Genomic DNA, 24713 nt, shown 5'->3' with positions numbered 1-24713 from the left:
TGAATTCTCCGCAGATGGTCGCTAATTATTCACTCTCTAACCCTTGATTATTGCTTTTTACTTGCTTTTTTTTAATAGTGCCCAAACACTACCAAGTACAAGAGTTAATAGGCTAATTCCAACAATCTTCCCAGAAGCATTTGTCATTGTTGTTGAAGATTGTTCCACACTTAAAACTTGCTTTGTATCTATTTTGGAGTGAGCAGCCGAATTCTGACCATATTTTCTCGTATTATTAATTACCTTAGGTTCAGCTGACTCGTCTAGATCAGTCTCTTTGTAGCCCTTGTCCATTTCTATACTGGACATCTGAGGCTCTCTCTCTGGAACTTCTGGCAATACAATCTCCTGAGAACTTATACCTATTTTAACATTAGCCAATAATCTGGATTCAGGAACCAAGATTCTTTCTGTACTCTCCAAATCACTCATCAATTTATTCGGCTGAGTCACCTTTGTTCCTGTTAGAATTGAAGAACTATCTGCTTCAGCCAGTATGCTTTCTGTCGTTGCTTCTGTCAAAAATTCAATTTGAGGAGCATTCGACTCATTGGCAACCTCCTCAGAACCCACTTTCAATGTGGAAGAAACTTCGGCATCTACAAACTTGTTTTTTTCAGAAATAGTAGATAATTTAGCTACTGATTCGGCCACACGAATTGCTGAATGCCCAGGTAAAACTGGAATATCCTCAGCAACAGGAACTAAAGTGGCTTCATTTTTGGCGACACTCTCACTTTCTACACCCACTGGTTCATCTGAGGATTCGACAGTTAGAGTTTTGGCGGTGGCTGGTTGTTCAGTAACGGTCGTCGCAACTTGAGTTTCTTCCTGAGAAGCGACTTCTGGTTGAACAGGAATAGCTGACCTGCCTGGAGACGAAGTTGGGGCTGGTTTAGCTACAGTCTCACTTTCTACACCAACTGGTTCATCTGAGGATTCGACAGTCAGAGTTTTGGCGGTGGCTGGTTGTTCAGTAACGGTCGTCGCAACTTGAGTTTCTTCCTGAGAAGCGACTTCTGTGACTTCTGGTTGAACGGGAAGAGCTGACCTGCCTGGAGACGAAGTTAGTTCAGTTTTAGCGACACTCTCACTTTCTACACCCACTGGTTCATCTGAGGATTCGACAGTCAGAGTTTTGGCGGTGGCTGATTGTTCAGTAACAGTCGTCGCAACTTGATCTTCTTCCTGGGAAGCGACTTCTGTGACTTCTGGTTGAACGGGAAGAGCTGACCTGCCTGGAGACGAAGTTGGGGCTGGTTGGGCGACTGTTTCGCTTTCTACACTAGCTGATTCGTCGAAAGATGCTTCGACTGTTGTGGTTTTGGAGGTGGCTGGTTGTTCAGTAACGGTCGTCGCAACTTGAGTTTCTTCCTGAGAAGCGACTTCTGTGACTTCTGGTTGAACGGGAAGAGCTGACCTGCCTGGAGACGAAGTTAGTTCAGTTTTAGCGACACTCTCACTTTCTACACCCACTGGTTCATCTGAGGATTCGACAGTCAGAGTTTTGGCGGTGGCTGATTGTTCAGTAACAATCGTCGCAACTTGATCTTCTTCCTGGAAAGCGACTTCTGTGACTTCTGGTTGAACAGGAATAGCTGACCTACCTGGAGACGAAGTTGGGGCTGGTTGGGCGACTGTTTCGCTTTCTGCACTAGCTGGTTCGTCGAGAGATGCTTCGACTGTTGTGGTTTTGGAGGTGGCTGGTTGTTCAGTAGCGGTCGTCGCAACTTGAGTTTCTTCCTGAGAAGCGACTTCTGTGACTTCTGGTTGAACGGGAAGAGCTGACCTGCCTGGAGACGAAGTTAGTTCAGTTTTAACTACAGTCTCACTTTCTACACCAACTGGTTCATCTGAGGATTCGACAGTCAGAGTTTTGGCGGTGGCTGATTGTTCAGTAACAGTCGTCGCAACTTGATCTTCTTCCTGGGAAGCGACTTCTGTGACTTCTGGTTGAACAGGAATAGCTGACCTACCTGGAGACGAAGTTGGGGCTGGTTGGGCGACTGTTTCGCTTTCTGCACTAGCTGGTTCGTCGAGAGATGCTTCGACTGTTGTGGTTTTGGAGGTGGCTGGTTGTTCAGTAGCAGTCGTCGCAACTTGATCTTCTTCCTGAGAAGCGACTTCTGTGACTTCTGGTTGAACGGGAAGAGCTGACCTGCCTGGAGACGAAGTTAGTTCAGTTTTAACTACAGTCTCACTTTCTACACCAACTGGTTCATCTGAGGATTCGACAGTCAGAGTTTTGGCGGTGGCTGGTTGTTCAGTAGCGGTCGTCGCAACTTGATCTTCTTCCTGAGAAGCGACTTCTGTGACTTCTGGTTGAACGGGAAGAGCTGACCTGCCTGGAGACGAAGTTAGTTCAGTTTTAACTACAGTCTCACTTTCTACACCAACTGGTTCATCTGAGGATTCGACAGTCAGAGTTTTGGCGGTGGCTGATTGTTCAGTAACAGTCGTCGCAACTTGATCTTCTTCCTGAGAAGCGACTTCTGTGACTTCTGGTTGAACGGGAAGAGCTGACCTGCCTGGAGACGAAGTTAGTTCAGTTTTAGCGACACTCTCACTTTCTACACCCACTGGTTCATCTGAGGATTCGACAGTCAGAGTTTTGGCGGTGGCTGATTGTTCAGTAACAATCGTCGCAACTTGATCTTCTTCCTGGGAAGCGACTTCTGTGACTTCTGGTTGAACAGGAATAGCTGACCTACCTGGAGACGAAGTTGGGGCTGGTTGGGCGACTGTTTCGCTTTCTGCACTAGCTGGTTCGTCGAGAGATGCTTCGACTGTTGTGGTTTTGGAGGTGGCTGGTTGTTCAGTAACAGTCGTCGCAACTTGATCTTCTTCCTGGGAAGCGACTTCTGTGACTTCTGGTTGAACAGGAATAGCTGACCTACCTGGAGACGAAGTTGGGGCTGGTTGGGCGACTGTTTCGCTTTCTGCACTAGCTGGTTCGTCGAGAGATGCTTCGACTGTTGTGGTTTTGGAGGTGGCTGGTTGTTCAGTAGCGGTCGTCGCAACTTGATCTTCTTCCTGAGAAGCGACTTCTGTGACTTCTGGTTGAACGGGAAGAGCTGACCTGCCTGGAGACGAAGTTGGGGCTGGTTGGGCGACTGTTTCGCTTTCTACACTAGCTGATTCGTCGAAAGATGCTTCGACTGTTGTGGTTTTGGAGGTGGCTGGTTGTTCAGTAACGACGGGCGCAACTTGAGTTTCTTCTTTTACATTTACCTCCTCCATGCCTATGGGACCTGATAGAAGTTCTGACCTCTGATTCTCAACTGTTTCTGATTCAAGAAGTTCTTCCACAGGGACTACCTCATCATTTTTCACATCTTCTTCAACAACTACTACTAGCGAATCCGTTTCTGACGTTTGCATGTTTCTTGATAGTTCTGAACCAAATTCATCCTTGTTTTCAATAATTATTGGTAATGTATCTGCCTCTTGTTCAAAAACATTATCTCCCTCAGCCTCTACAGAAGATGTCGTTTGGACCTCCACTGGAAAATGCAATTGATTGGTACCATCTGCAATAAGACTTGCATTCTCTGGGTCTACTTCCAAATTTGTGGAACTTGTTTCTTGAGATGATAGAGAATCAACATCTGAAACCGTTGAACGATTACCTACTGGTAAATCTGGTGCCAAAGCATTTCCAACTTTTGAAATAGGAAAATCTAAACTCTTTAAACTATTTAAACCATTTTCCAATGCACCACTTAGCATCTCAGAACTTTCTGCCTTTTGAATAGATAGAATTCCTTGATTATAGAGATTATTTAGTTTTTCAAGATAAATCAGTCGCATTGATTCTGGCAATTCAGATTGTCCTTGAATAGACAAATCCAACGCCTTCTTTGTATCGGCTAATGTCTGACTAGCTGTTTCTTTGGCTTTTGCAAGCGGATTGAAATATTCTTCCCATAAGTCTTGACCAAGACGAATCGTATGAACATAATCCAAAAGCGCCCCAGCTGAATTATTTTTCACATGATTATTTAAACGTGGATTTCCAGAAGCATCACGAGTGATGCCCATACGCTTCAAACCAATTTGTTCTTGTTGATCATCAGAATCAGTGATATAGACAGCCCTAATCTTACCTTGATTATCGTACTCAGCACCCCATACCGTCACAATATGCGTTGCATAGCCTAATGTTCTATAAGTTAGACCGAGTAATCCTTTGCTCTCCAAAACAGTTCGAACATCCTCACCAAAACGCTCATAGCTACCACTGAAAAGACGATTTGTCAGTTTTTTCTCTTTGAAAACGTCGTAGAAAAAGCCACCCCTACTATCTGGTACTAACTGGCTATCTTCCAGATTGACACCACCCTGTACCTTAGGTTTATATCCATTAATAAACAAGTCAACTAAGGCATCTGACACAAAGCCATTTGTACGATAACCGTAGTAAGTTTTGAACATGTCAAAGACTCGACTATTTTGCTGATCCTGGAACGAATCAATATAACGACGCAGGTCCGTTATTGCATAGTTTTCCCCAACATTTACTGTACTATTTTTTTCTTTAAGATATCGCTCAACATAGGAACTATTCTGTTCCAACCACCAATGTACCATGTTGGAAGACACGGCTGCAAAACATAGGTTAAGGTCAATAAATGAAGCATTGAGACTTTTATTGGTATCATAATAGCCTTTTCCTGCCTCAAATGGCGCTGTATAGTTTAAATAGTCTCCATACTTTTCCTTTACAAAACCACCGCTTTGTTCCATTACAGGAGGAGTAATTCCATGGGCCCATACAATTTGTCGTTGCTCGCTACTCTCCGTTTGATAACTAGTCTGATTCAAAATTTCTTTTGTCTCAGTAACCTCTATCTGATTTTGCTCACTCGTCGTAACTTCTTTATCATTTCTAGAAACTACATTCTCGGTCCCTCCATCAACTTTCATCTCTACCGCTACTTCCCCTTCAGCGATAACAGGTGATGGGATGTTATCTGCTATTTCCTCTACAATTTCAAGATTAGAACCCTCTAGGGATTTATTTTTTTCTGATTCAATAGATGCCTCATCCTTGACTTGTGATTCTTCAATTATTTCATTCATTCCTGTAACAACTGTATCTGCAGCAACAGTGGATGTATAAATAGCACATAGCAAAGAGACTGAGACCAAACCAACCGCTGATTTTCTCAAAGAAAATCGTTCTTGAATATTCATCTTTCCTCCGTTTATCATCAAAAATTTGAATAAACTATTCTATTTACGACTTATTTTTATTTCCACATCCCCCAAGAAAATATTTCTAAACAAGCGTTTGAAAGAAATTCAGATATAGTCTATTTCCATAATCACGCCAAAAAGGTCCAAAAGGACCTTTTTGATTATTTTACTGTACGAACACGCATAGTGTTTGTTGAACCTGCAACACCTACAGGCACACCAGCAACGATAACAATATCATCTCCTGCTTCAACAAGACCTTGTTCTTTGGCAATGCGTTCAGCCAAATCAAACATATCGTCAGTTGAATCTGGACGGTTTGTTACAACCGGGATAACACCCCAGTTAAGCATCAATGATTTTTGTACTTTCTCAGTAAATGTTACTGCCAAGATGTCAGCATCTGGACGGTATTTAGAGATTGAACGAGCTGAGTAACCAGTTTCAGTAACTGTTACAACCAACTTGATGTTCATTGAGTGACAAGCATCTTTTACTGCTGATGCAATAACTTCTGTTTTAGATGCACGGTTAAAGTGATCAGAGTTCAAACGACCGTATTCGTTAAGAAGAGTTTGTGCGTTTTTAGCAATAGTTGCCATTGTACGAACTGATTCAACTGGATATTTACCGTTTGCAGACTCACCTGAAAGCATTGTTGCGTCAGTACCGTCGATAACTGCGTTGAATACGTCAGATACTTCAGAACGAGTTGCACGTGGTTTTTCAGTCATTGTTTCCAACATGTTTGTTGCTGTGATAACTGCTTTACCAGCTGCATTCACTTTAGTGATAATCATTTTTTGGTAAACTGGAACCATTTCAAATGGTACTTCGATACCCATGTCACCACGAGCAATCATGATACCATCTGAAGCTTCAATGATTTCATCAATATTGTCGATACCTTGTTGGTTTTCGATTTTTGAGAACAATTGAACGTGCTCATTACCAGTTTCTTTAAGAATGTTACGAACTTCTTCAACATCTTTTGCTGAACGAACGAATGAAATTGCGATGAAGTTCAAACCTTGTTCCAAACCGAAACGGATATCAGCGTTGTCGCGGTCAGCAAGAGCTGGGAAAGGAATTTTAGTATAAGGAATGTTTACACCTTTTTGTTTAGCGATAACACCGTCGTTTTCAACTTCAACAATAAATTCACGTTTTTCAGCATCTTTTTCGATGACTTTAAGACCTAGTTTACCATCGTCAACAAGAACTTGTTTACCAACTTCAACATCATCAAATACATCCAAACCACCTGCAACGTTCAATGCAATCACTTCGCGAGTTGACTTAATGCCTTGTTTAGTTGCTACGCGGATTTTTTCACCAGTTGTGTATGAAAACTCTTTAGCATCGTCAGCAAACAACTCAGTACGGATTTCTGGACCTTTTGTATCCAACAAGAAACCAACTTTTTTACCAGCAATTTCTTCCGCACGACGTACAGTTGCCATACGCTCACCTTGCTCTTGGTGGTCACCATGTGAGAAGTTGAAACGGAATACGTTTGCACCTTCAGTGATCAATTGAGCAATTTTCTGTGCTGATGCTTCAACATCAAGGTTTTCACCCCAATAACCATCATCACCGAATTTTTTTCCACCACGGATTTCTACCGCAGGTCCGAGGGTTGCAACGATTTTTACACGTTTATTCATCTTAACAAAACTCCTTTATATTTAATGGTCTTTTGACCCTTAATAACAAATAATGAAATTGTCAAATTAGATTGACAAGTTGCGGTTTAATTCAGCCATATCCAAGTCAGCTTTATGTGGATTGTTCACAATAATCTTACCATCTGCAGTCAAGCTGAACAATGCTCCTTCTTCAGCTGTACCAAGAATTGGATTTTCAACCATTTGCTCGTTACGGATACCTACTGCAAGACCTCCACGTCCTTCTTTAAGCAATTTAACGGCATGAGCACCCATACGAGAAGCGAGTACGCGATCACGCGCTGTTGGAGAACCACCACGTTGGATATGACCAAGTTCTGTCACACGAAGATCACTTGTATCGCCTGCTGCTTTCAATTCTTCAGCAAACTGTGCAGCTGGCATAACACCTTCAGCCAAAACAATGATGCTATGTTTCTTACCATTGTCGTAGCCCGCTTTAATACGGTCAACAATGTCGTTTATATTGAAGTCTTCTTCTGGAACAACGATAACATCTGCACCAGAAGCGATACCAGCCCAAAGAGCGATGTCTCCCGCATGACGTCCCATTACTTCAACAACGAAAGTACGACGGTGACTTGATGAAGTATCGCGGATTTTATCAATCGCATCCATAGCAGTTGTTACAGCTGTATCAAAACCGATTGTAAAATCTGTACCCACGATGTCGTTATCAATTGTACCAGGTACACCAATAGCTGGGAAACCATGCTCCGTCAAGCGCATTGCTCCGTGGTAAGAACCATCACCACCGATAACAACTACACCTTCGATACCATGTTTTTTCAATTGCTCAATCCCTTTAAGTTGCCCTTCTAATTTGGCAAATTCTGGATAACGAGCTGAACCAAGGAATGTTCCTCCGCGTGAAATAATATCACCTACAGAACGTGCAGACAATTCATGGATATCACCCGCAACCATACCTGCGTAACCTTCGTTGATTCCATAAACTTCCATTCCTTCTGAAATTGCTTGGCGAACAACTGCACGAATAGCAGCGTTCATACCAGGGGCATCACCACCACTGGTCAAAACAGCAATACGTTTCATTCGTTAATGCTCCTTTAACTTTTCATTTTAACTGCCCTATTATAACATACTTAACCTAAACTTGCTTGACTTTTTGCTATTTTTTTATCGAAAAATCGTTTTCATAACAAATTCACTTAACTCTTCTTCTAATTGAGGCGTTTTCATAACCATGTGGTGCTCAGCCTGAATTGTCTGATTACTATCTTGATAATGAAGTACTACTGGAATGCTTCCTCTATATTTATCCAAAATACGAGCAACGGCATAATCGTGTTCTCGATTTTCCAAAAGAATCCAAAATTTCTCCAAACTGACAGGCTCTAATTTTTCTAGAACTAATTGCAACTGTCCATCGCGCTCTTGCACTCTACCTGTGATGTACCCCATTCCCCCTTCTTCCAAAACAGAAGCGTATTGGCGATAAGATTCTGGGAAAAGAGTCACATCAAGCGTCCTCTTGGTATCTGTCACTCGAAGAAACGCCATCTGCTCCCCAGTCTTTTTGGTACGAATCAATCGAATAGCTTGAATCTGCACAAGAACGGTTGCTCGATTGCCAACCGCTAAATCAGCCAAATCTGTAAAACTACGCTTAGACTCTCGACAAATATTGACTAAAGGATGCGGACTAATACCAACACCTAGCAATTCTTGCTCTAGCATAAATTTTTCGCTGTCGCTGTAATCTTCTGCATCTGTCCAACTATAACTCTCCTCTGCAAAAAATGTACCAATTGCCTCTGCAAAGACAAAGAGATTGTCTAGATTTTCAATAATCTTTTTACGATTGGCGTCAAAATCATCAAATAAACCAATCTGAATAAGAGGAATTAGTAAATCTTTTTTCTTGAAATTATCTGGCAAGCGCAAAATAAAATCTTCTACAGACTTATAGGGACGATGATCCAATATCCATAAAGCTAAATCTTTAGGCAAACCTTTCAGTGTTTTTAATCCTAGGTAGACCTTACTTTTATCAAACTTATCGTGATAAGGAATATTGTTAATCGTGAGTCGAGCTACCTCAAAGTCAAACTGCATCGCATCTTCAATATAAGCACTGCTAGAATGATTGAGCATGACATCAAAAAAGACATCCGTATAGTGACTCTTGAAATAGGCCATTTGAAAGGCTAAGGCTGAATAAGCATAGGCGTGGCTACGGTTAAAACCATAACCAGCGAACTTAGCCATCATGCCAAATATTTCCCTTGCATTCTCTTCAGCATGTCCGTTTTTCAGTGCTCCCTGTAAAAATTCCGCTTCCATTGCCTGCATTTCCTGGGCATTCTTTTTAGACATCGCCCTGCGGAGTAAATCCGCCTTGCCAAGCGTAAATCCTGCATAGACCTGTGCAATCTGCATGACCTGTTCCTGATAAAGCATGATACCATAAGTCGGTTGTAAAATAGGAGCAATGGTTGGGTCCAACAAATCAACTGTCTCTTGTCCATGTTTGCGTTTGACAAAATTATCCGAGTAATCACTGGCACCAGGTCGGTTCAAACTGGTGGTGGCTACCACATCCTCAAAACGCTCTGGTCGAACCCGTTGTAGAAGGCTAATGGCACCCGGTTGTTCAAATTGGAAAATTCCCTTGGTCTTACCTGCCGCAAAAAGTTCCAAGGTTTTTCTATCTTCTAAATCAATCTGGGCAATGTCAATTTCTTTCTGGTAACGCTCTAGAACCCCTTCCGCCATTTTTTGTACAAAGGTCAGATTTCGCAGACCAAGAAAGTCCATCTTGAGCAAGCCATTGGCCTCTACTGCATGGGCATCATACTGGGTCACCAGCATATCATCACCCATTTTCAGTGGAATGGTATCAGTCAAGTCCTCGTCACTCATGACCACGCCGGCTGCATGAATAGAGGTCTGGCGAGGTTGTCCCTCGATTTGCTGGGCAATGGCAAAGGCTTTTTGGTACTCAATCTTACTATTGATAATCTGTCGGAAGGCTGCATTACGTTGATATGCTGAAGAAAGATTATCCTTAAATGAGATTTTCTTGGTAATATTAGTCAACTCATACTCAGGCGTTCCAAACCGTTTGAAAACATCACGAATAGCCTGCTTGGCACCAAAGGTTGAATAGGTCACGATTTGAGCAGCGTGAGTCGTACCATAGCGGTCCCGCACATAACGAATAAAGTCAGGGCGATGAATATCTGGAATATCGATATCAATATCCGGCATGCTATAGCGTTCATTATTTAAAAAGCGTTCAAAGAGCAGCTGATGTTTAACGGGGTCAATGCCCGTAATATTCAAGGCATAGGCAACCAAACTCCCTACCGCAGAACCACGACCCATACCCATATAGTAGCCCTGGCTACGTCCAAATCGGAGCAGGTCCCAGACAATCAAGAAATAATCATCAAAGCCCATCTCATGAATAATGGACAACTCTCTTTCCAGGCGCTCCTGATAGACAGGCCCCGTCACCCCCTTTTCTTCCAAGCCCTGATAGGCTTTCTCCTGCAATTCTTCCACTGCAGGTCTGTCACGATTAAAACGTGGCAATTTTAAATCTGTATTTAATTGATAAGAAATCCCTGCAACCAAGTCACGTAAATTATCAACTGCTTGCGGAAACCGATTAGAAAATAGATTGGTTAAGCTATCAGCCGATAAAAGCTTTTGTCGACTATCTATATCTGCAACTTGATTAAGTGGAATATTATCTCGAATAGCATGTAGAACCTGCAAGCTCTCCAACTGTTTCTCCTCGAAAAAACGAACCGTATGGATGGGCAGAATAGGACCATGAAAATCTTGAATAGGTGTATCCCTAGTCACTCCGACATAATAATCCAGCCCAATATCCAGCTGCTCAATCCCTGAAAAGTAGGGAATGATGATAGCGATATCCACTAAATACTGGCGAATATCTTCAAAGTTATCCTGTCCAGTCATTTTTGCAGTCGATATTTTCAAGAGATTTCGATAGCCCTTGGTGGTCAAGGCAATCAACTGAGTTGTCACTTCTCGCTCCTGCCCCTCCAACTGCCAGTCCAATTCACAGCCGATGATTGGCTGTATTCCTGCCTTCTGACAAGTTTCCATAAAACTGTAAGCCGCATATAGACTATTCTTATCCATCATCCCCAAGGCTTGGTAGCCCAGCGACTTGGCTCTCTTTACATATTCTTCAATGGTCACCATGCTATCCATAAAGGTATAGACGGTTTTTGTATCTAGTTGTGCCAGCATGGTCTTCTCCTTTTTATTTCTTCTATTATACCAAATATTCTAGGAAAATTTTTTCAAGAAATGCAATCAAAAGACTTGCAATTTATCATGTTTTATTGTATTATTTTGTTAGAACATAGGTATTGGCAAAAATGCCTAGAAAGGAAAGAATAATGGCTTGGAAATTTGACAACAATATGCCCATATATATTCAAATCAGTAATACTATAAAATTACAGATTGTGACCAATCAATTGAAATCGGGAGATAAATTGCCAACCGTGCGTGACTTGGCTGAAATAGCTGGCGTCAATCCAAACACGGTGCAACGGGCCCTGTCTGATTTGGAAACGGAAGGATTTGTTTACTCAGTCCGCACAACAGGACGTTTCGTCACAGACAATCAAGAATTGATTTCACAGACCCGCCTGCATTTGGCACAGAAAGAACTTGAAAACTTTGTGACCAATATGCTGGACTTGGGCTTCAATCAAGATGAATTAACCCACCAGTTAGATGATTATTTGAAAGGAGTGTCTTATGAATAATGCATATACCCTGGTCGAATTACAACAGGTTTCAAAATCCTATGGCGGTGCTGTAGCTCTCAATAATGTTAACTTAAAATTGACTGCTGGTAAGATTATTGGACTTTTGGGACCAAATGGTTCTGGTAAGACGACGTTAATCAAACTCATCAATGGACTATTGCAACCTGAGTATGGTCAAGTCCTTATCAACGGTCGCACTCCTTCACCTGAAACCAAGGCAATCGTATCCTATTTGCCAGATACGACCTATCTTGATGAAAGCATGAAGGTTTCTGATGCTATCACCTTCTTTACAGATTTCTATGCGGACTTCGATAAAGAACGAGCTCTTCACCTCTTGCAAGACTTAGGAATTGATTTGAACAGCCGCATGAAACACCTGTCAAAAGGGAACAAGGAAAAGGTTCAGCTGATCTTGGTAATGAGCCGTCAAGCGCAGCTGTATGTTTTAGATGAGCCAATTGGTGGTGTTGACCCTGCCGCTCGAGACTACATTTTAAAAACCATCGTCAACAACTACTCTCCGACTGCCTCTGTTATTATCTCTACTCACTTAATTTCAGATGTCGAGCAAATTTTGGATGAGGTTATTTTCCTACACTACGGAAGTGTTATTCGCCATGAAAACGTGGATGACCTCCGTATTGAAAGTGGCGAGTCCATTGACGAACTCTTCCGCCAAGACTTTAAGGCTTAGTTAGAAGGAGATTGCTATGTTTAAGAAATTACTCAAATATGAATTTCAATCCGTTGGAAAATGGTATTTAGGAATTTATGCCGGGGCATTGGTCCTGTCTGCAATACTTGGATTCTGGTTACAAGCTTTGACCCTACGGGCACAAGCTGGAAGCACTGAACCTGGTGGTGCTGAAATGGTTCTTTTCGGTACATCCTTCATGACCTTCGGTATCTTAATTGCAGCACTCGGTTTATCCACCTTTTTCATGGTTATTAACCGATTTAGAAAAAATGTCTATGGTCGTCAGGGCTATTTAACCATGACCTTACCTGTCTCCAGCCACCAAATTATCCTCAGCAAACTTGTAGCTTCATTGGTTTGGTACTTTTTGGCAGGAGTTACCACTGTTCTTTCAATCGGAATCATTTTAGCTGTTCTCATGCTCGGAACTGAGGAAATCATGATTCCTGAATTGCATACTGTTGTACAAGCATTAGACTGGCCTGTCATATTTGCACATCTATTCTATGTGCTGATTGAGTCAACAATGGGAATCTTGCTGATCTACTTCTCCATCTCTGTTGGTCAACTGTTTAAAGATCACCGTCTACTGTTTGCCATTTTAACCTATATCGGAATTTCAATTGTTCTCGGTGTGTTTGGAGCTCTCGTTTTTACCAATTATCTAGAGAATCTTTATAATGCCGCGCTACCATTATACCCAAGTCCTATCTTGGCCTTGGTCAATATCATTCTGGCCTTTGCCTACTATTTTGGTACACACTTTATCATGACCAAGAAATTGAATTTGCAATAAGAAAAAGCTCTTTGCCGGTCGTTCTGACATGGCCTAGAGCTTTCTTTTTACAAATTATACTTTTGGGCTAGGACATCAAGTAAGTTTGCCTTTTCTTCTTCACTGGCAAAGCTTGCTTGAATAGCATTTCTGTTGAATTGATAAAATTCTTCCTTGGTCGTTCCAAAATACTCTACAAATAGCTGATATTCTTTATTTAGATTTGTATTGGAAACCGTTCGATTATCTGTATTGATGGTAATCTTTGCTCCCGCTTGAACCAGCTGTTCATAGGGGAAGTCTGCTAGAGTTTGGGCAGCTCCGGTCTGGAGATTTGAAGTCAGGCACATCTCAAGCGTTGCTCCGCTATTGACAAAAAGCCTGAATAGCCTCAGCGTGACCGCTAAGAGCCGTTCCATGTCCAATCCGCTTGATACCCAAGGCCAGAGCTTGGGCTACATTGGTCACGCAACCACACTCACCAGCATGGAAGGTCATGGGGTAACCCAGAGATTGTGTGTAGTCAATCAACTCAGCCAGCTCATGAGTTGGGTAGTCTGCCTCGTTTCCAGCAAAATCAAAGCCAACCAATCCTTTCGGTGCCAAATCAGCAATAGCCGAAAAGAGTTCCTTCGTTTGATTCGTATTCGTTTGCTTTAAACCACAAACCAGAAGTTTAGCAACCACTCCAAAATCTTCCTGCCCCCTGTTTAGTCCAACTAAAACTGCTGAGACCGCTTCTAAAATAGTCAAGTCTTGATCCGTCGACAGTTCTGGTGCAAAGCGAAGTTCAATATAGAGGACTCCATCCTCTGATGCTTGACCTAGAACATCGTAGGCAGCTAATTCCAATGCTTCTGGGGTTTGTAAGAGTGGACGGATAAAGTCAAAAGTTTTCAAATAGGTCATCAGGCTATCCACCTTGCCTTCGATACTGACCAATTTTCTGAGTTCCTCATCCTTGTCTGGAATGGAAATTTCTGCCAGTTGGGCAAGTTGTCGGATTGCCGATAAAGATAGGGAACCATCCAAATGGCAATGCAATTCTGTCTTGGCTAATTCTTGTACATTCAACATCAACACTTCCTCTTTCGTAAGTAGATTGTTAACTATCATATCATATTTTTGACAAAATACAAGACAATCTCCACAAAAAATGAACATTATTCTTATTAGATAATTTCAAGTGCAAGAAAAAAGAACGATTTTCATCGTTCTTGCCATACGGAAGACATGGGATTCGAACCCACGCACGCTGTTACACGCCTACCGCGTTTCCAACACGGCCTCTTGAGCCTCTTGAGTAATCTTCCATATATGGAGCTGGTGGGAGTCGAACCCACGTCCAAACACCTGCTAACTTATTCGTCTACAACCATAGGTTATGTCTTGCTTTAACTTGGGCTCGATACATAACTCAAACCTAGACCAAGCGAGTCAGTAAATCTCTTTTGGAACAGCCTGACTCAATCCCAACGTAGCTTGTTATTTTAAGACCAATCAGCAAACACAAGCAATTCGCGAATGGTCACGCAGGCAGGTTATTAAGCTGCTAATGCGTAAGTGTTTGTATTTTTTGCAGTTATATTTAACTGGCATTTTTACATCTGCCGATGAGTTGCAGAACAAGCCTCATAATGCCTGTCGAATCCGTAACAACCCCGTAGGATTTGATACAGGAATTATTATAGCAGAATTTTTTATAAATAGCAAAATTATTTTACATTTTCCTTACAATTTAAAAAAATTTTGAAATATGGTAAAATGAAAGTATGTATAAATTTTGGCAAAAAACCATTCAAGTATTAAGTATTTTGACCCTTATCGGGACTGCTATTTTTCTGTTTTGGCTCTATAAGATTGGCATTTTGAACGACCAAAATGTCTTAAGCGATTTAATCAAAAGCCAAGGTGCTTTAGGTAGCCTCTCTTTTTTAGCTATTCAGATTATTCAAGTTGTATTTCCGATTATTCCAGGCGGTGTTACGACTGTTGTAGGTTTCCTCGTATTTCATTTTTGGTGGGGATTCTTTCTCAATTATCTTGGAATTTCAATCGGTAGTATCATCCTTTTCTGGTTGGCTCGTCGCTATGGAAAGAAATTTTGTCTCCTCTTCATGTCTGAAGATACGTTTTACAAATATGAAAGCAAAATTGATAATAAACGTAGTTATGAAATTTTCTTTGTTCTTTGTATGCTTTCTCCCATTTCTCCAGCTGACATAGTGGTGATGATTACTGGATTAACAAGCATGAGCTATCGGAAATTTATTATGATTACTTTACTTTGTCGCCCTTTCTCAGTTGTGGCCTATAGCTTCTTTTGGATCTATGGCAGCCAATGGTTGCAGCAATTGTTAGGATAAGTCATAACCACCCGTGAAAACGGGTGGTTTGAACAAGGGCTATAAGCCCACATCACCAGCCAGCGCCTAAAGACGCTGGCTTTCACTTTGTTCAAGCCTCACTGCTTTTGACTCGTCACTAGCCTCTTAAAGAGGCATTCGTACTACTTGCCATTATCCCTAAAGGAATCTTCATACTCTTTTACACTCAATTTATCAAGTGCTAGATCATGTTTTTCCTGTTCTTGTATATATTTCTTAATTGTGGCTTCATTAAGTCCAACCGTACTTACATAATATCCCTCTGCCCAGAAATGACGATTGCCAAATTTATATTTGAGATTGGCGTGTTTATCAAACATCATAAGAGCACTCTTGCCTTTTAAATAGCCCATAAAACTGGATACACTTAACCGCGGGGGAATATTGACTAACATATGAACATGATCCAGCATCAGATGACCTTCGATAATTTCAACACCTTTATAACTACACAATCGTCGAAATATCTCTCCAAGACTACTTCGATATTGATTATAGATAATTTTTCGTCTATACTTAGGGGTGAAGACAATGTGGTAGAACACAGCCACTTTGTATGTGATAAACTATGTGCCTTTTGCGCCATATTTTTCTCCTTTCGCTTTACAATAGGCTTGAACACCTTTATTGTATCGCGTTTGGAGTTTTTTTGGTATAACCTTCGTCGCGCACCCGCATAGCGGGTGGTTTATTTGTCACGCACCTTATGGAGCGTAACGGACTAAAAGTCACATAACAAAGCAAAAAGAGCAGGGTTCATCCTGCTCTACAATCCAAATCGACGCTTTTTATTCTTCTCTTGAGTTTATGTGCCTACCGTTTCCTACTCTCCAGTGCAAATATATACGTACTTTATTGACCGTTTCACAAGATGACGTGTGCTTTCACCACACTAAATTTGATATACGAATTAGGGATGAACCCTAAAATCAACTTATAAAATGTAGGCTTTTAACCCTATCAATAATGTGGCTTACGCCACGCTTCGGCATTCGACCCGCCTGTCCGTAGGCTTTGGTTATGATAAATAGCAGAGCTACCCATCCCATATAGGTCTGATATTTGCTAGAATAGGTATGACTACTTTTCCTAGGCCTGTTTATTGTAACACGGAAATTTCTCTTTGACAAGTATAATTTTTAATATTTTTTACAAAAAATCCAAACATTAATAAAAAAATGGCTTCAAACGTTCGAAACCATTTTGTTTTTTTATTTAATTCCTAATGCAATTCGAGCATAACGACTCATTTTTTGAATGGTCCAAGCTGGTGACCAAACCAGTCTCACATCTACTTCTGTTACTTCAGGGACATCCTTCAGTACATCATGAATTTGATCGGTAATTAGATCAGCTAATGGACAACCCATGGTCGTCAAGGTCATATCAATTTCAGCCTTGCCCTCAATAAATCGGATTTCATAAATTAGCCCTAAATTGATAATATCAATACCTAGCTCAGGGTCAATCACATCTTCAAGAGCATGAAAAACACGCTCCTGAATGTCTTTAATTTGATCTTCTGTGTACGTCATTTTTCTCTCTTTCTTTTTCACAAGTTCAATACTAGAAAAGAACCAAACGAAGTTTGTGTCAAAACCTCCCCGAACTCTCGCTCGTTTCCTGTTTTCAGCGAGCGGTTGATTTTGTCTCCCAGACAAAATCAATCCTCAATAAAATCTCTGAGTGGTTTGCTGCGGGATGGGTGGCGGAGTTTACGGAGGGCTTTGGCTTCAATTTGGCGGATGCGTTCACGGGTTACGTTAAAGACTTTACCAACATCTTCAAGCGTACGCATTTTACCATCATCTAAACCAAAACGAAGACGCAATACGTTTTCCTCACGGTCAGTAAGAGTATCCAATACCTCATCTAACTGTTCACGAAGAACGACACGAGTTGTGTAATCAACTGGATTTTCAATGACTTCGTCTTCGATAAAATCTCCAAGATGACTATCATCTTCTTCACCAATTGGGGTCTCGAGTGAAACAGGCTCTTGTGCAATCTTGAGGATTTCACGAACTTTCTCAGGCGTCATATCCATACGCTCAGCGATTTGCTCAGGAGTTGGATCTTGGCCCAATTCCTGCAAGAGATTGCGTTGTTCACGGACCAATTTGTTAATGGTTTCTACCATGTGAACAGGGATACGGATTGTACGCGCTTGGTCCGCAATGGCACGAGTGATAGCCTGACGAATCCACCAAGTTGCATAGGTTGAAAACTTGAAACCTTTTGAATAGTCAAACTTATCAACGGCCTTCATCAAGCCCATGTTTCCTTCTTGGATAAGATCAAGGAACTGCATACCACGGCCGACATAGCGTTTGGCAATGGATACAACCAAACGCAAGTTGGCTTCAGCCAAACGTTGTTTCGCTTCTGGGTCCCCTGCTTCGACTGCCAGAGCCAATTCTTGCTCTTCCTCGTTGGTCAAAAGAGGTACAACACCAATTTCTTTCAAATACATGCGGACTGGGTCGTTCACTTTTGCAGAAGTGCTTCCGAGCAATTCTTCATCAGATAATTCTGGTTCTTCCTCTACCTGCATAGCACGCGCAGAAGGATTACCATCCTTGTCAACAATCGAAATCCCGGCATCTTGAATACGTTGGAGCAAATCATCAATCCCATCAGCATCAAGCGTAAACGGAATAACCAGTTGGTCATTGATTTCATCGTCTGTAGCTGAACCTTGTTTTTTATGGTTACGGATAAATTCGGCAACTTGTACATCAAAAGTAGTTACTTCTGTTTTTTTATCTTTTTTATTTGTCATATTTACTCCATTTGTCTTCTTCTATCGAGGAGTTTTTGCAACTCATCGAGGGCAATATCTGCATTTCCCACATGGGAATGTTCACGGATTTTCCGTGCTAGATGCTGGTTCTCCTTCTTCAACAATTCCTTGTCTCGCCGAATTTCTAATTCTTCGATTTCGTGTGGAGATACTTCATTAGGTAAACGTTCTTCCTGCATACGATACCAAGCCTGTTGAGCGGAATCGTTCAACTGTGATAGTTCAAAACTGGTAATTTCCCCAGATTTTTTTAACATATCATAAATAGCTTGCAATTCTGGCGTCGCAAAATAAAAATCTTCTCGTAAACGGAACTCATTGAGAATATAAGGATGTTCAACCATCCGATAAAGTAAATGGTTTTCTGTTCGAATTAGACTCGTTATACGAGCAATCGTTTGGACTGGTGGCAAATAAGACTGACCAGTCTGTGATTGAAATACCTGTTGTGTTCTCTCCTGGCGCTGGTTCAGACGAACAGCATTTACTGCCTGTTCCACCTGATTATAATCAAAATCAGAAAGTAAATCCGCCACCTTATAAATATAAGAATTTTGAGCTGTAATGGATGATACTTTGGCAATAATTGGTGCAATCTTATCTACAAACTCAATCTGCATTTGTAGATTGTCAGGATTTTCAGGCTTCAAGTATTGAATCAAAAATTCTACATCGCTGATTCGTGACTTGGTTAAAACCTGTTGCAAGGCTTCTTCCGAATTTTTCTGCAAAAATTCATCTGGGTCCATATTATCTGGCAAACTCACGATTTCAACCTGAAAATCTTGTAGTTCGTCCAGCACCTTCATGGTAGCTGCCTGTCCAGCCTTATCCCCATCATAAGTCAGAACAATTTTCTTACAAAACTTAGCTAGATGTGCAACATGCTCTCTTGTCAAAGCTGTTCCCATGGAAGCCACTGCATTATCAATCCCTACACGATGAGCAGCAATGACATCTAGAAAACCTTCCATGAGATAGGCTTCACGTTGCTTCTTAATAACCGCTTTAGCCTTGTCCAAATGATACAATTCATAGCTTTTATTGAAAATCGCAGTACTACGAGAGTTTTTATACTTAGCTAATTGTTTATTGTTTCGATCTTCTTCGGTCCAAATCCGACCTGAAAAAGCTACAATTCGACCATATTCATCCGCCAAGGGGAAAATAATCCTCGCTTGAAAGGCGTCATAAATAATATTATTCTCACTTGGATTGAACAAACCCGAATTCAATAGACTTTCTTCGTCATATTGACCTGATAGTTTTTGGTAAAGAATATTCTGTTCGGCAGGAGCTAAGCCTAGCTGGAATGTTTTTATGACATCATCTGTCAAGCCACGTTGGTGTAGATAAGCTCTAGCTTCCTCACCCATTTTGGTTGTCATCAAAAGGGCATGATAAAACTTTGCAGCATCCCGATGAATATCATACAGTACCTGATGCGGACTAACCCTTTTCTCCTCTTGATGATAGGAAGGAGTTACATCTACTTGAAACCCTGCCTTCTCAGCTAAGATAGCTGCCGCATCTGCAAAAGAAACACCACGAACTTCTTCGACAAACTTAAATACATCGCCAGACTTCCCACATCCAAAACAATGATAGAACTGCTTATCTTCAATCACATTGAAAGACGGGGTTTTCTCCCTATGAAAAGGGCAAAGACCGACATAATTACGTCCGGCCTTAGTCAAAGCAACCGTTTCACCAATAACATCAACGATATTGAGAGCTTGTTTTATTTCAGTAATTTTATCCTTTGAAAGCACATTCCCTCCTCATATCATACTAGCTAATTTAAAAAGTGAACACTCTTCCCTTAGTTTAACATACTCTATTTTATACTAAAAGAAGGAAAATGTAAAATTTCTGAAACAAATTACTTGTAAAATAATTTTTAACGGTTACTATATATAGAGTAAAATATTTATGAAAGGACATATTTAGGATATGTTGAAAGATTTAAAAGCCTTTTTGTTCCGTGGAAACGTGATTGATTTGGCTGTCGGTGTGATTATTGCATCTGCATTTGGTGCAATCGTTAAATCATTGGTTGAAGATGTAATTACTCCATTGTTCTTGACGCCAGCTTTGAAAGCTGCTGGTGCAGAAAAAATCGCTGACTTGTCATGGAACGGTGTAGCATACGGTAACTTCTTGAGTGCTGTTATCAACTTCTTGATTGTTGGTACTGTTCTCTTCTTCATCGTTAAGGCTGCGGAAAAAGCTCAAAGCTTGGCTAAGAAAGAAGAAGCTGCTGTTGAAGAAGCTACACCTGCTGGTCCAACTCAAGAAGAGTTGCTTGCAGAAATCCGCGATTTATTGAAAAAATAATCAATAATATATTGAAAAACAGGTCTCCATACCTGTTTTCTTCTTGTCAAAAAAAGGGAGCCAATCGGCTTCCCTTATTGTTTTATCCTTCATATCCATTTGGATTTTTAGACTGCCAGTTCCATGTGTCACGGCACATATCCTCAATCGTTTTCTCTGTTTTCCAATTGAGTTCAGCTAGAGCCTTGTCTGCATTAGCATAGCAGGTCGCCACATCACCCGGACGACGGTCAACGATTTTATAAGGTACCGGTACACCATTCACTTTTTCAAAAGCTTGAACAAGTTCTAAGACACTAGTTCCTTGACCTGAACCAAGATTGTAAGTATGTACACCTGTAGTAGTTGAAATTTTTTCAAGCGCCTTAATATGACCGAGCGCCAAATCAATCACATGGATATAATCACGCACTCCAGTACCATCAACTGTATCATAATCGTTACCAAAAACGCTGAGTTCCTCACGTTTACCAACGGCTACTTGTGCAATAAACGGCATCAAATTATTAGGAATACCAGCCGGATCTTCCCCAATCAAGCCAGATTCATGGGCACCGATTGGATTGAAATAACGGAGCAATGCAATACTCCACCCCTTGTCTGCTACTTCCACATCACGCAAGATTTGTTCCAACATAACTTTGGTATAGCCGTACGGATTCGTTGCGCTAGTTGGCATAGTTTCAACCAAAGGCGATGGATTATTGAGGCCATAAACAGTCGCACTTGAGGAGAAGACAATTTTCTTAACACCAAATTCTGCCATGACTTCTACCAAAGCTAGGGTTGACATGATATTGTTTTCATAGTACATAATTGGCTTAGCTACGGACTCACCGACTGCCTTGTAGCCAGCAAAGTGAATGGCTGCCTCAATGTTTTCATTTTCAAAAACTTGGCGCAAGGCTTCCTTATCTGCCACGTCCAACTCATAGAAAGTTGGGCGCTTGCCAGTGATGGTTTCAATGCGATCTAAAACCAAAATACTTGAGTTTGAAAGATTATCCACGATAACCACTTCTTTCCCCAACTTCAACAATTCGACAACCGTATGACTACCAATATAACCTGCACCACCAGTAACTAAGATACTCATCTCTTTACTCCTTTTCACTTGGACAAAAATTCTATATCCCTATTATATGTTACTTGTTGTAAAATGTAAACAAAAAACAGCCTTTCGGCCGTTTTCAAATTCAATTAGAATTTTTTACGCTTGCGAGCTGCTTCTGATTTACGTTTACGTTTTACAGATGGTTTTTCGTAGAATTCGCGTTTGCGTGTTTCTTGAAGAGTACCAGCTTTAGTAACCGCACGTTTGAAACGACGAAGAGCATCATCAAGTGATTCGTTCTTGCGTACTACTGTTTTTGACATTTTTTTCACTCCCCTCAATTTCAAATTACATACTATTATAACTGCAATCAAAAGGATTGTCAAGAACTTTTTTACATAATCACGACTTTTTCCCCTTTTTCCTTAGGAGCAATAGCCAAGCTCCACAGATGATTTCATACAAGACAAAGAATAGGAGAAAACAATGCAGGAAGAATTCTGCTGGTAAGATGTAGATAACCGGATCCGTATTTGGGTTGAAGAGCCAGGTCGAGTCACCAGGAAAAAGAACTTGATGAAAGAGAGTAAAGAAAGAATCGAAACCAATCAACAAACCTAGTACAGCAATGAATAAGGGTACTGCTGCCATCCATAGAAAGACGGCTTGATACAATTTTCCATATCCTTTTCGCACCACTTCTTTCCAAAAATAGAAAACCGCAGGCAAACTAATCAGGAAAATAACCTGAGTTAGATGGAATAAATGTTTCACATCCGCAAAATGTTTCAGACCATCAGCTGAGGATGAAAAATTTGGCATGTCTAAAACACTTGCAAAAGGATTGGTCAGATAGTTCATCAAGATATTAAAATTATAGGAAATATCTGCCGCTTTCATGTAGACCACTTTTTCCAACCCCAAAAAAGAAATCTCAAGCGGATAAACTAGCCAAGCTAGGTAGATGGTACCTAGAACTGCTGCCGACAAGACAAATAAAATCGTTCCGATAATCTGTAACTTAGTTCTCATCAAAACTCCATTCATCTAGGCTGTTGAGGACATGGGTTGGAGCCAGGGGTAAGTCTGCTACTTCTTCTGGCTTGGTAAATCCAGTCAGGACTAAAAGAGTTGGAAATCCATTGTCAATCCCTGCACGAATATCCGTCAAGTAGTTATCCCCCACCATAACCGTTTGGCTGCGTTCTGTCCCCAAAATCTCCAGAGCCTTGTCCATGATAATGGCTTCAGGCTTGCCGATAAAGGTCGGATCTACTCGTGTAGCTGCTTTCAGGAGGGAAATCAGTGAACCCGCACCTGGCAAGTGACCACGCTCCGTCGGAATGTTCAAGTCAGGATTGGTACCGATAAAAGTCGCTCCCTTTTGAATGGCCAAGGTGGCAATGGTCAGTTTTTCATAGGTCAACTGAGTATCCAAACCTACGACAACATAGGCTGGATTTTCCGTGTCTTCCACATAACCTGCCTCAAAAATGGCAGACTTGAGCCCATCTTCTCCAATGACATAGACTGTCTTTTCCTTGCCCAAGTCATTCATATAATCTACTGTCGCCAGACTGGCCGTGTAGATAGTTTCAAGTGGTGTCTCGATATTAAAATGCTCCGCCAACATAGCCTGTACCGTTTCAGGACGGCGTGTGGTATTGTTGGTCACGAATAAATAGGGAATCTGACGTTCTTGCAAGCGATGAATAAAACGTTCACCAGCAGGAATCCGCTTTTTCCCTTCATAAATGGTACCATCCAAATCAATCAAATAACCTGTATATGTCATTTTTCCTCCTTAATCAAATCGTGTTTCCCAATGCTCAGACCGACTAGCTTCCAAGCAAAGTGCTAACTGCTCTACTGTGTTTTTCCCAAGTGAAAGTGGCGGTAAATCGTCTAAACTGAAAAATCCACTGGCAACTGTTTCCGAATTGGGCTGAAACTCCCCGCCAAGGAGACGACATAAAATGAAGACCTTGGTCACGCGGTGGGCTGACTTGGCAGGATTGTTCTTGTGTTTGTCCAAAATCGCCACCACACGTTGAGCCTCCACATCCAGCCCCGCTTCTTCCTTTACTTCCTTGACCACATTGTCCTTGACGGATTGATTCACATCGCACCAACCTCCAGGTAAGGACCAGAGCCCATCGTTTTCCTGAACCAGTAGGATTTTATCCTCTTGAAAAATAGCTGCGCGGGTATCCAGCTTGGGTGTCTGATAGCCTGTTTCATTGCAAAACAAGTCTTTCACCACCTCCAAGGGCTGTCCAGATGGCTCTACCAACATTTCCGCTGCAATCTGACGGATTTCCTCAAATCGTTCCATATCATAAACATCTTTTCCATAGGCCAAGCCTGTCTGAGCCAAAGCTTGTAAACGTACGGCCCATTCCAACCACTTATCCTGCGACATGACATTCTCCATTCAATGTTTACCTAACTTGCTTAATAATCAACATTATACCACAAACCGAATCAGCGAGAAAGAAACCAGCTGTATACGACAGGTCATACGCATGAAGAAAGGCTCTATAATTTCTGTAGTGAGTAATATCCACCGCTACAGTTGACAAAGAACCGTTATAGTCAAATGAATTAGCTTTCAGACAAGTAACTGAGGGCAGGCAGTACTAATCCGAAAGTGACGATGTATCAAAGTTAATTCAAATGACTGATATGTAAAGCCCTTTGTCAAGTAAAAACAATCGAACTGATTAAAAAATGAAAAGTATCTAGAAAGAGCCTAGTTCTTAGCTTCGGGCATTGGCCACTCTGATATTCGTGGATTGGTTACCTACAGGTCAATGGTTCTGCCGCGAGTCCTACTCTCTATAAGCGTGGATCACAATTGTGCCACTTAGTCGTTTCGTAGATGACTCAAACCTTGAAGTCCTAAACTCCTTCAAGATACTTTCCATTCAAACATGATTTCAATCCTTATTTCTGTCCAAATTCACCCAGTGATTTTGGATAGAAATAG

17 protein-coding genes, 1 tRNA gene, 1 other RNA gene and 3 pseudogenes are annotated in these 24713 nt (G+C 41.3%); 6 read left to right on the top strand and 16 right to left on the bottom strand.

The features are described from left to right. Positions 1-57 precede the first annotated feature (57 nt). The 4 genes from CWM22_04845 to CWM22_04830 form a co-directional block, all read right to left on the bottom strand. On the bottom strand, positions 58-5196 hold the full coding sequence (locus tag CWM22_04845) for a hypothetical protein (GenBank protein AUC91275.1): 5139 nt from the start codon (positions 5194-5196) through the stop codon (positions 58-60). A 164-nt stretch (positions 5197-5360) separates the two neighbouring features. Then, the gene (gene pyk / locus CWM22_04840; protein AUC91274.1) at positions 5361-6866 is read right to left on the bottom strand and encodes a pyruvate kinase; all 1506 of its coding nucleotides are present in this window, start codon (positions 6864-6866) and stop codon (positions 5361-5363) included. A 66-nt stretch (positions 6867-6932) separates the two neighbouring features. Continuing rightward, positions 6933-7943, bottom strand: coding sequence for a 6-phosphofructokinase (gene pfkA, locus CWM22_04835; protein ID AUC91273.1), 1011 nt, complete (start codon positions 7941-7943; stop codon positions 6933-6935). 84 nt (positions 7944-8027) lie between these two features. Continuing rightward, positions 8028-11138 (bottom strand): DNA polymerase III subunit alpha, encoded by a 3111-nt coding sequence (locus CWM22_04830; protein AUC91272.1) that lies wholly within the window; start codon positions 11136-11138, stop codon positions 8028-8030. A 152-nt stretch (positions 11139-11290) separates the two neighbouring features. Between CWM22_04830 and CWM22_04825 the strand changes: the two genes are divergently transcribed. From CWM22_04825 to CWM22_04815, 3 genes are read left to right on the top strand one after another with little or no spacing between them, the layout of a single operon-like run. Beyond that, positions 11291-11665, top strand: a complete 375-nt coding sequence (locus tag CWM22_04825; GenBank protein ID AUC91271.1) for a GntR family transcriptional regulator — start codon at positions 11291-11293, stop codon at positions 11663-11665. Further along, positions 11658-12365 carry an ABC transporter ATP-binding protein gene (locus CWM22_04820; GenBank protein ID AUC91270.1) on the top strand — a complete coding sequence of 236 codons (708 nt, stop codon included), beginning with the start codon at positions 11658-11660 and terminating at the stop codon, positions 12363-12365. The genes CWM22_04825 and CWM22_04820 overlap by 8 nt, the downstream gene beginning before the upstream one ends. 16 nt (positions 12366-12381) lie before the next feature. Further along, entirely contained in the window at positions 12382-13164 is a 783-nt protein-coding gene (locus CWM22_04815) for an ABC transporter permease (protein AUC91269.1), read from the top strand. 47 nt (positions 13165-13211) lie between these two features. Here CWM22_04815 and CWM22_04810 read toward each other — a convergent pair. The 3 genes and pseudogenes from CWM22_04810 to ssrA form a co-directional block, all read right to left on the bottom strand. Next, positions 13212-14259, bottom strand: a pseudogene (locus CWM22_04810) (adenosine deaminase). 109 nt (positions 14260-14368) lie between these two features. Beyond that, positions 14369-14456, bottom strand: a tRNA-Ser gene (locus CWM22_04805). Positions 14457-14458: 2 nt separating this feature from the next. Beyond that, positions 14459-14806, bottom strand: a transfer-messenger RNA (tmRNA) gene (ssrA, locus tag CWM22_04800). A 109-nt stretch (positions 14807-14915) separates the two neighbouring features. Here ssrA and CWM22_04795 point away from each other — a divergent pair. Further along, a complete protein-coding gene (locus CWM22_04795) occupies positions 14916-15509 on the top strand; it encodes a TVP38/TMEM64 family protein (GenBank protein ID AUC91268.1) in 594 nt (197 codons plus the stop codon). A 23-nt stretch (positions 15510-15532) separates the two neighbouring features. Next, positions 15533-15631: pseudogene (locus CWM22_04790) on the top strand (PTS cellbiose transporter subunit IIC). A 21-nt stretch (positions 15632-15652) separates the two neighbouring features. On the opposite strand, the pseudogene CWM22_04785 reads toward CWM22_04790, so the two are convergent. The 4 genes and pseudogenes from CWM22_04785 to CWM22_04770 form a co-directional block, all read right to left on the bottom strand. Next, a pseudogene (locus CWM22_04785) lies at positions 15653-16116 on the bottom strand (IS200/IS605 family transposase). A gap of 625 nt (positions 16117-16741) precedes the next feature. Next, positions 16742-17065, bottom strand: coding sequence for a metal-sulfur cluster assembly factor (locus CWM22_04780; GenBank protein ID AUC91267.1), 324 nt, complete (start codon positions 17063-17065; stop codon positions 16742-16744). 128 nt (positions 17066-17193) lie between these two features. Then, complete coding sequence (locus tag CWM22_04775) at positions 17194-18312, bottom strand: RNA polymerase sigma factor RpoD (protein AUC91266.1); 1119 nt, start codon at positions 18310-18312, stop codon at positions 17194-17196. A gap of 2 nt (positions 18313-18314) precedes the next feature. Beyond that, positions 18315-20105: a DNA primase gene (locus CWM22_04770; GenBank protein AUC91265.1), complete on the bottom strand. Its 1791-nt coding sequence runs from the start codon at positions 20103-20105 to the stop codon at positions 18315-18317. 181 nt (positions 20106-20286) lie between these two features. Here CWM22_04770 and mscL point away from each other — a divergent pair, with 181 nt between their 5' ends. Continuing rightward, complete coding sequence (mscL, locus tag CWM22_04765; GenBank protein ID AUC91264.1) at positions 20287-20670, top strand: large conductance mechanosensitive channel protein MscL; 384 nt, start codon at positions 20287-20289, stop codon at positions 20668-20670. An 82-nt stretch (positions 20671-20752) separates the two neighbouring features. On the opposite strand, the gene galE is transcribed toward mscL, so the two are convergent. The 5 genes from galE to CWM22_04740 all read right to left on the bottom strand — a co-directional run bounded on the left by galE (position 20753) and on the right by CWM22_04740 (position 24146). Further along, positions 20753-21766 (bottom strand): UDP-glucose 4-epimerase GalE, encoded by a 1014-nt coding sequence (galE, locus tag CWM22_04760; protein AUC91263.1) that lies wholly within the window; start codon positions 21764-21766, stop codon positions 20753-20755. 104 nt (positions 21767-21870) lie between these two features. After that, a complete protein-coding gene (locus tag CWM22_04755; protein ID AUC91262.1) occupies positions 21871-22047 on the bottom strand; it encodes a 30S ribosomal protein S21 in 177 nt (58 codons plus the stop codon). A gap of 79 nt (positions 22048-22126) precedes the next feature. After that, entirely contained in the window at positions 22127-22756 is a 630-nt protein-coding gene (locus CWM22_04750) for a TIGR01906 family membrane protein (protein AUC91261.1), read from the bottom strand. Continuing rightward, on the bottom strand, positions 22746-23519 hold the full coding sequence (locus CWM22_04745) for a TIGR01457 family HAD-type hydrolase (GenBank protein AUC91260.1): 774 nt from the start codon (positions 23517-23519) through the stop codon (positions 22746-22748). The genes CWM22_04750 and CWM22_04745 overlap by 11 nt, the downstream gene beginning before the upstream one ends. A gap of 9 nt (positions 23520-23528) precedes the next feature. Then, positions 23529-24146: an ADP-ribose pyrophosphatase gene (locus tag CWM22_04740; GenBank protein ID AUC91259.1), complete on the bottom strand. Its 618-nt coding sequence runs from the start codon at positions 24144-24146 to the stop codon at positions 23529-23531. Between the last annotated feature and the right edge of the window lie 567 nt (positions 24147-24713).

It is taken from the genome of Streptococcus suis (genome assembly GCA_002831545.1).
Lineage (GTDB): Bacteria > Bacillota > Bacilli > Lactobacillales > Streptococcaceae > Streptococcus > Streptococcus suis_P.
The sequence above is the reverse complement of the archived record's forward strand: the minus strand, read 5'-3'. Positions and strand labels throughout refer to the sequence as shown.

Excerpts from the sequence above, each read along its gene's own strand:
- CWM22_04845 (AUC91275.1), bottom strand. The coding sequence starts at position 5,196 with ATGAATATTCAAGAACGATTTTCTTTGAGAAAATCAGCGGTTGGTTTG.
- pyk (AUC91274.1), bottom strand. The coding sequence starts at position 6,866 with ATGAATAAACGTGTAAAAATCGTTGCAACCCTCGGACCTGCGGTAGAA.
- pfkA (AUC91273.1), bottom strand. The coding sequence starts at position 7,943 with ATGAAACGTATTGCTGTTTTGACCAGTGGTGGTGATGCCCCTGGTATG.
- CWM22_04830 (AUC91272.1), bottom strand. The coding sequence starts at position 11,138 with ATGCTGGCACAACTAGATACAAAAACCGTCTATACCTTTATGGATAGC.
- CWM22_04825 (AUC91271.1), top strand. The coding sequence starts at position 11,291 with ATGGCTTGGAAATTTGACAACAATATGCCCATATATATTCAAATCAGT.
- CWM22_04820 (AUC91270.1), top strand. The coding sequence starts at position 11,658 with ATGAATAATGCATATACCCTGGTCGAATTACAACAGGTTTCAAAATCC.
- CWM22_04815 (AUC91269.1), top strand. The coding sequence starts at position 12,382 with ATGTTTAAGAAATTACTCAAATATGAATTTCAATCCGTTGGAAAATGG.
- CWM22_04795 (AUC91268.1), top strand. The coding sequence starts at position 14,916 with ATGTATAAATTTTGGCAAAAAACCATTCAAGTATTAAGTATTTTGACC.
- CWM22_04780 (AUC91267.1), bottom strand. The coding sequence starts at position 17,065 with ATGACGTACACAGAAGATCAAATTAAAGACATTCAGGAGCGTGTTTTT.
- CWM22_04775 (AUC91266.1), bottom strand. The coding sequence starts at position 18,312 with ATGACAAATAAAAAAGATAAAAAAACAGAAGTAACTACTTTTGATGTA.
- mscL (AUC91264.1), top strand. The coding sequence starts at position 20,287 with ATGTTGAAAGATTTAAAAGCCTTTTTGTTCCGTGGAAACGTGATTGAT.
- galE (AUC91263.1), bottom strand. The coding sequence starts at position 21,766 with ATGAGTATCTTAGTTACTGGTGGTGCAGGTTATATTGGTAGTCATACG.
- CWM22_04755 (AUC91262.1), bottom strand. The coding sequence starts at position 22,047 with ATGTCAAAAACAGTAGTACGCAAGAACGAATCACTTGATGATGCTCTT.
- CWM22_04750 (AUC91261.1), bottom strand. The coding sequence starts at position 22,756 with ATGAGAACTAAGTTACAGATTATCGGAACGATTTTATTTGTCTTGTCG.
- CWM22_04745 (AUC91260.1), bottom strand. The coding sequence starts at position 23,519 with ATGACATATACAGGTTATTTGATTGATTTGGATGGTACCATTTATGAA.
- CWM22_04740 (AUC91259.1), bottom strand. The coding sequence starts at position 24,146 with ATGTCGCAGGATAAGTGGTTGGAATGGGCCGTACGTTTACAAGCTTTG.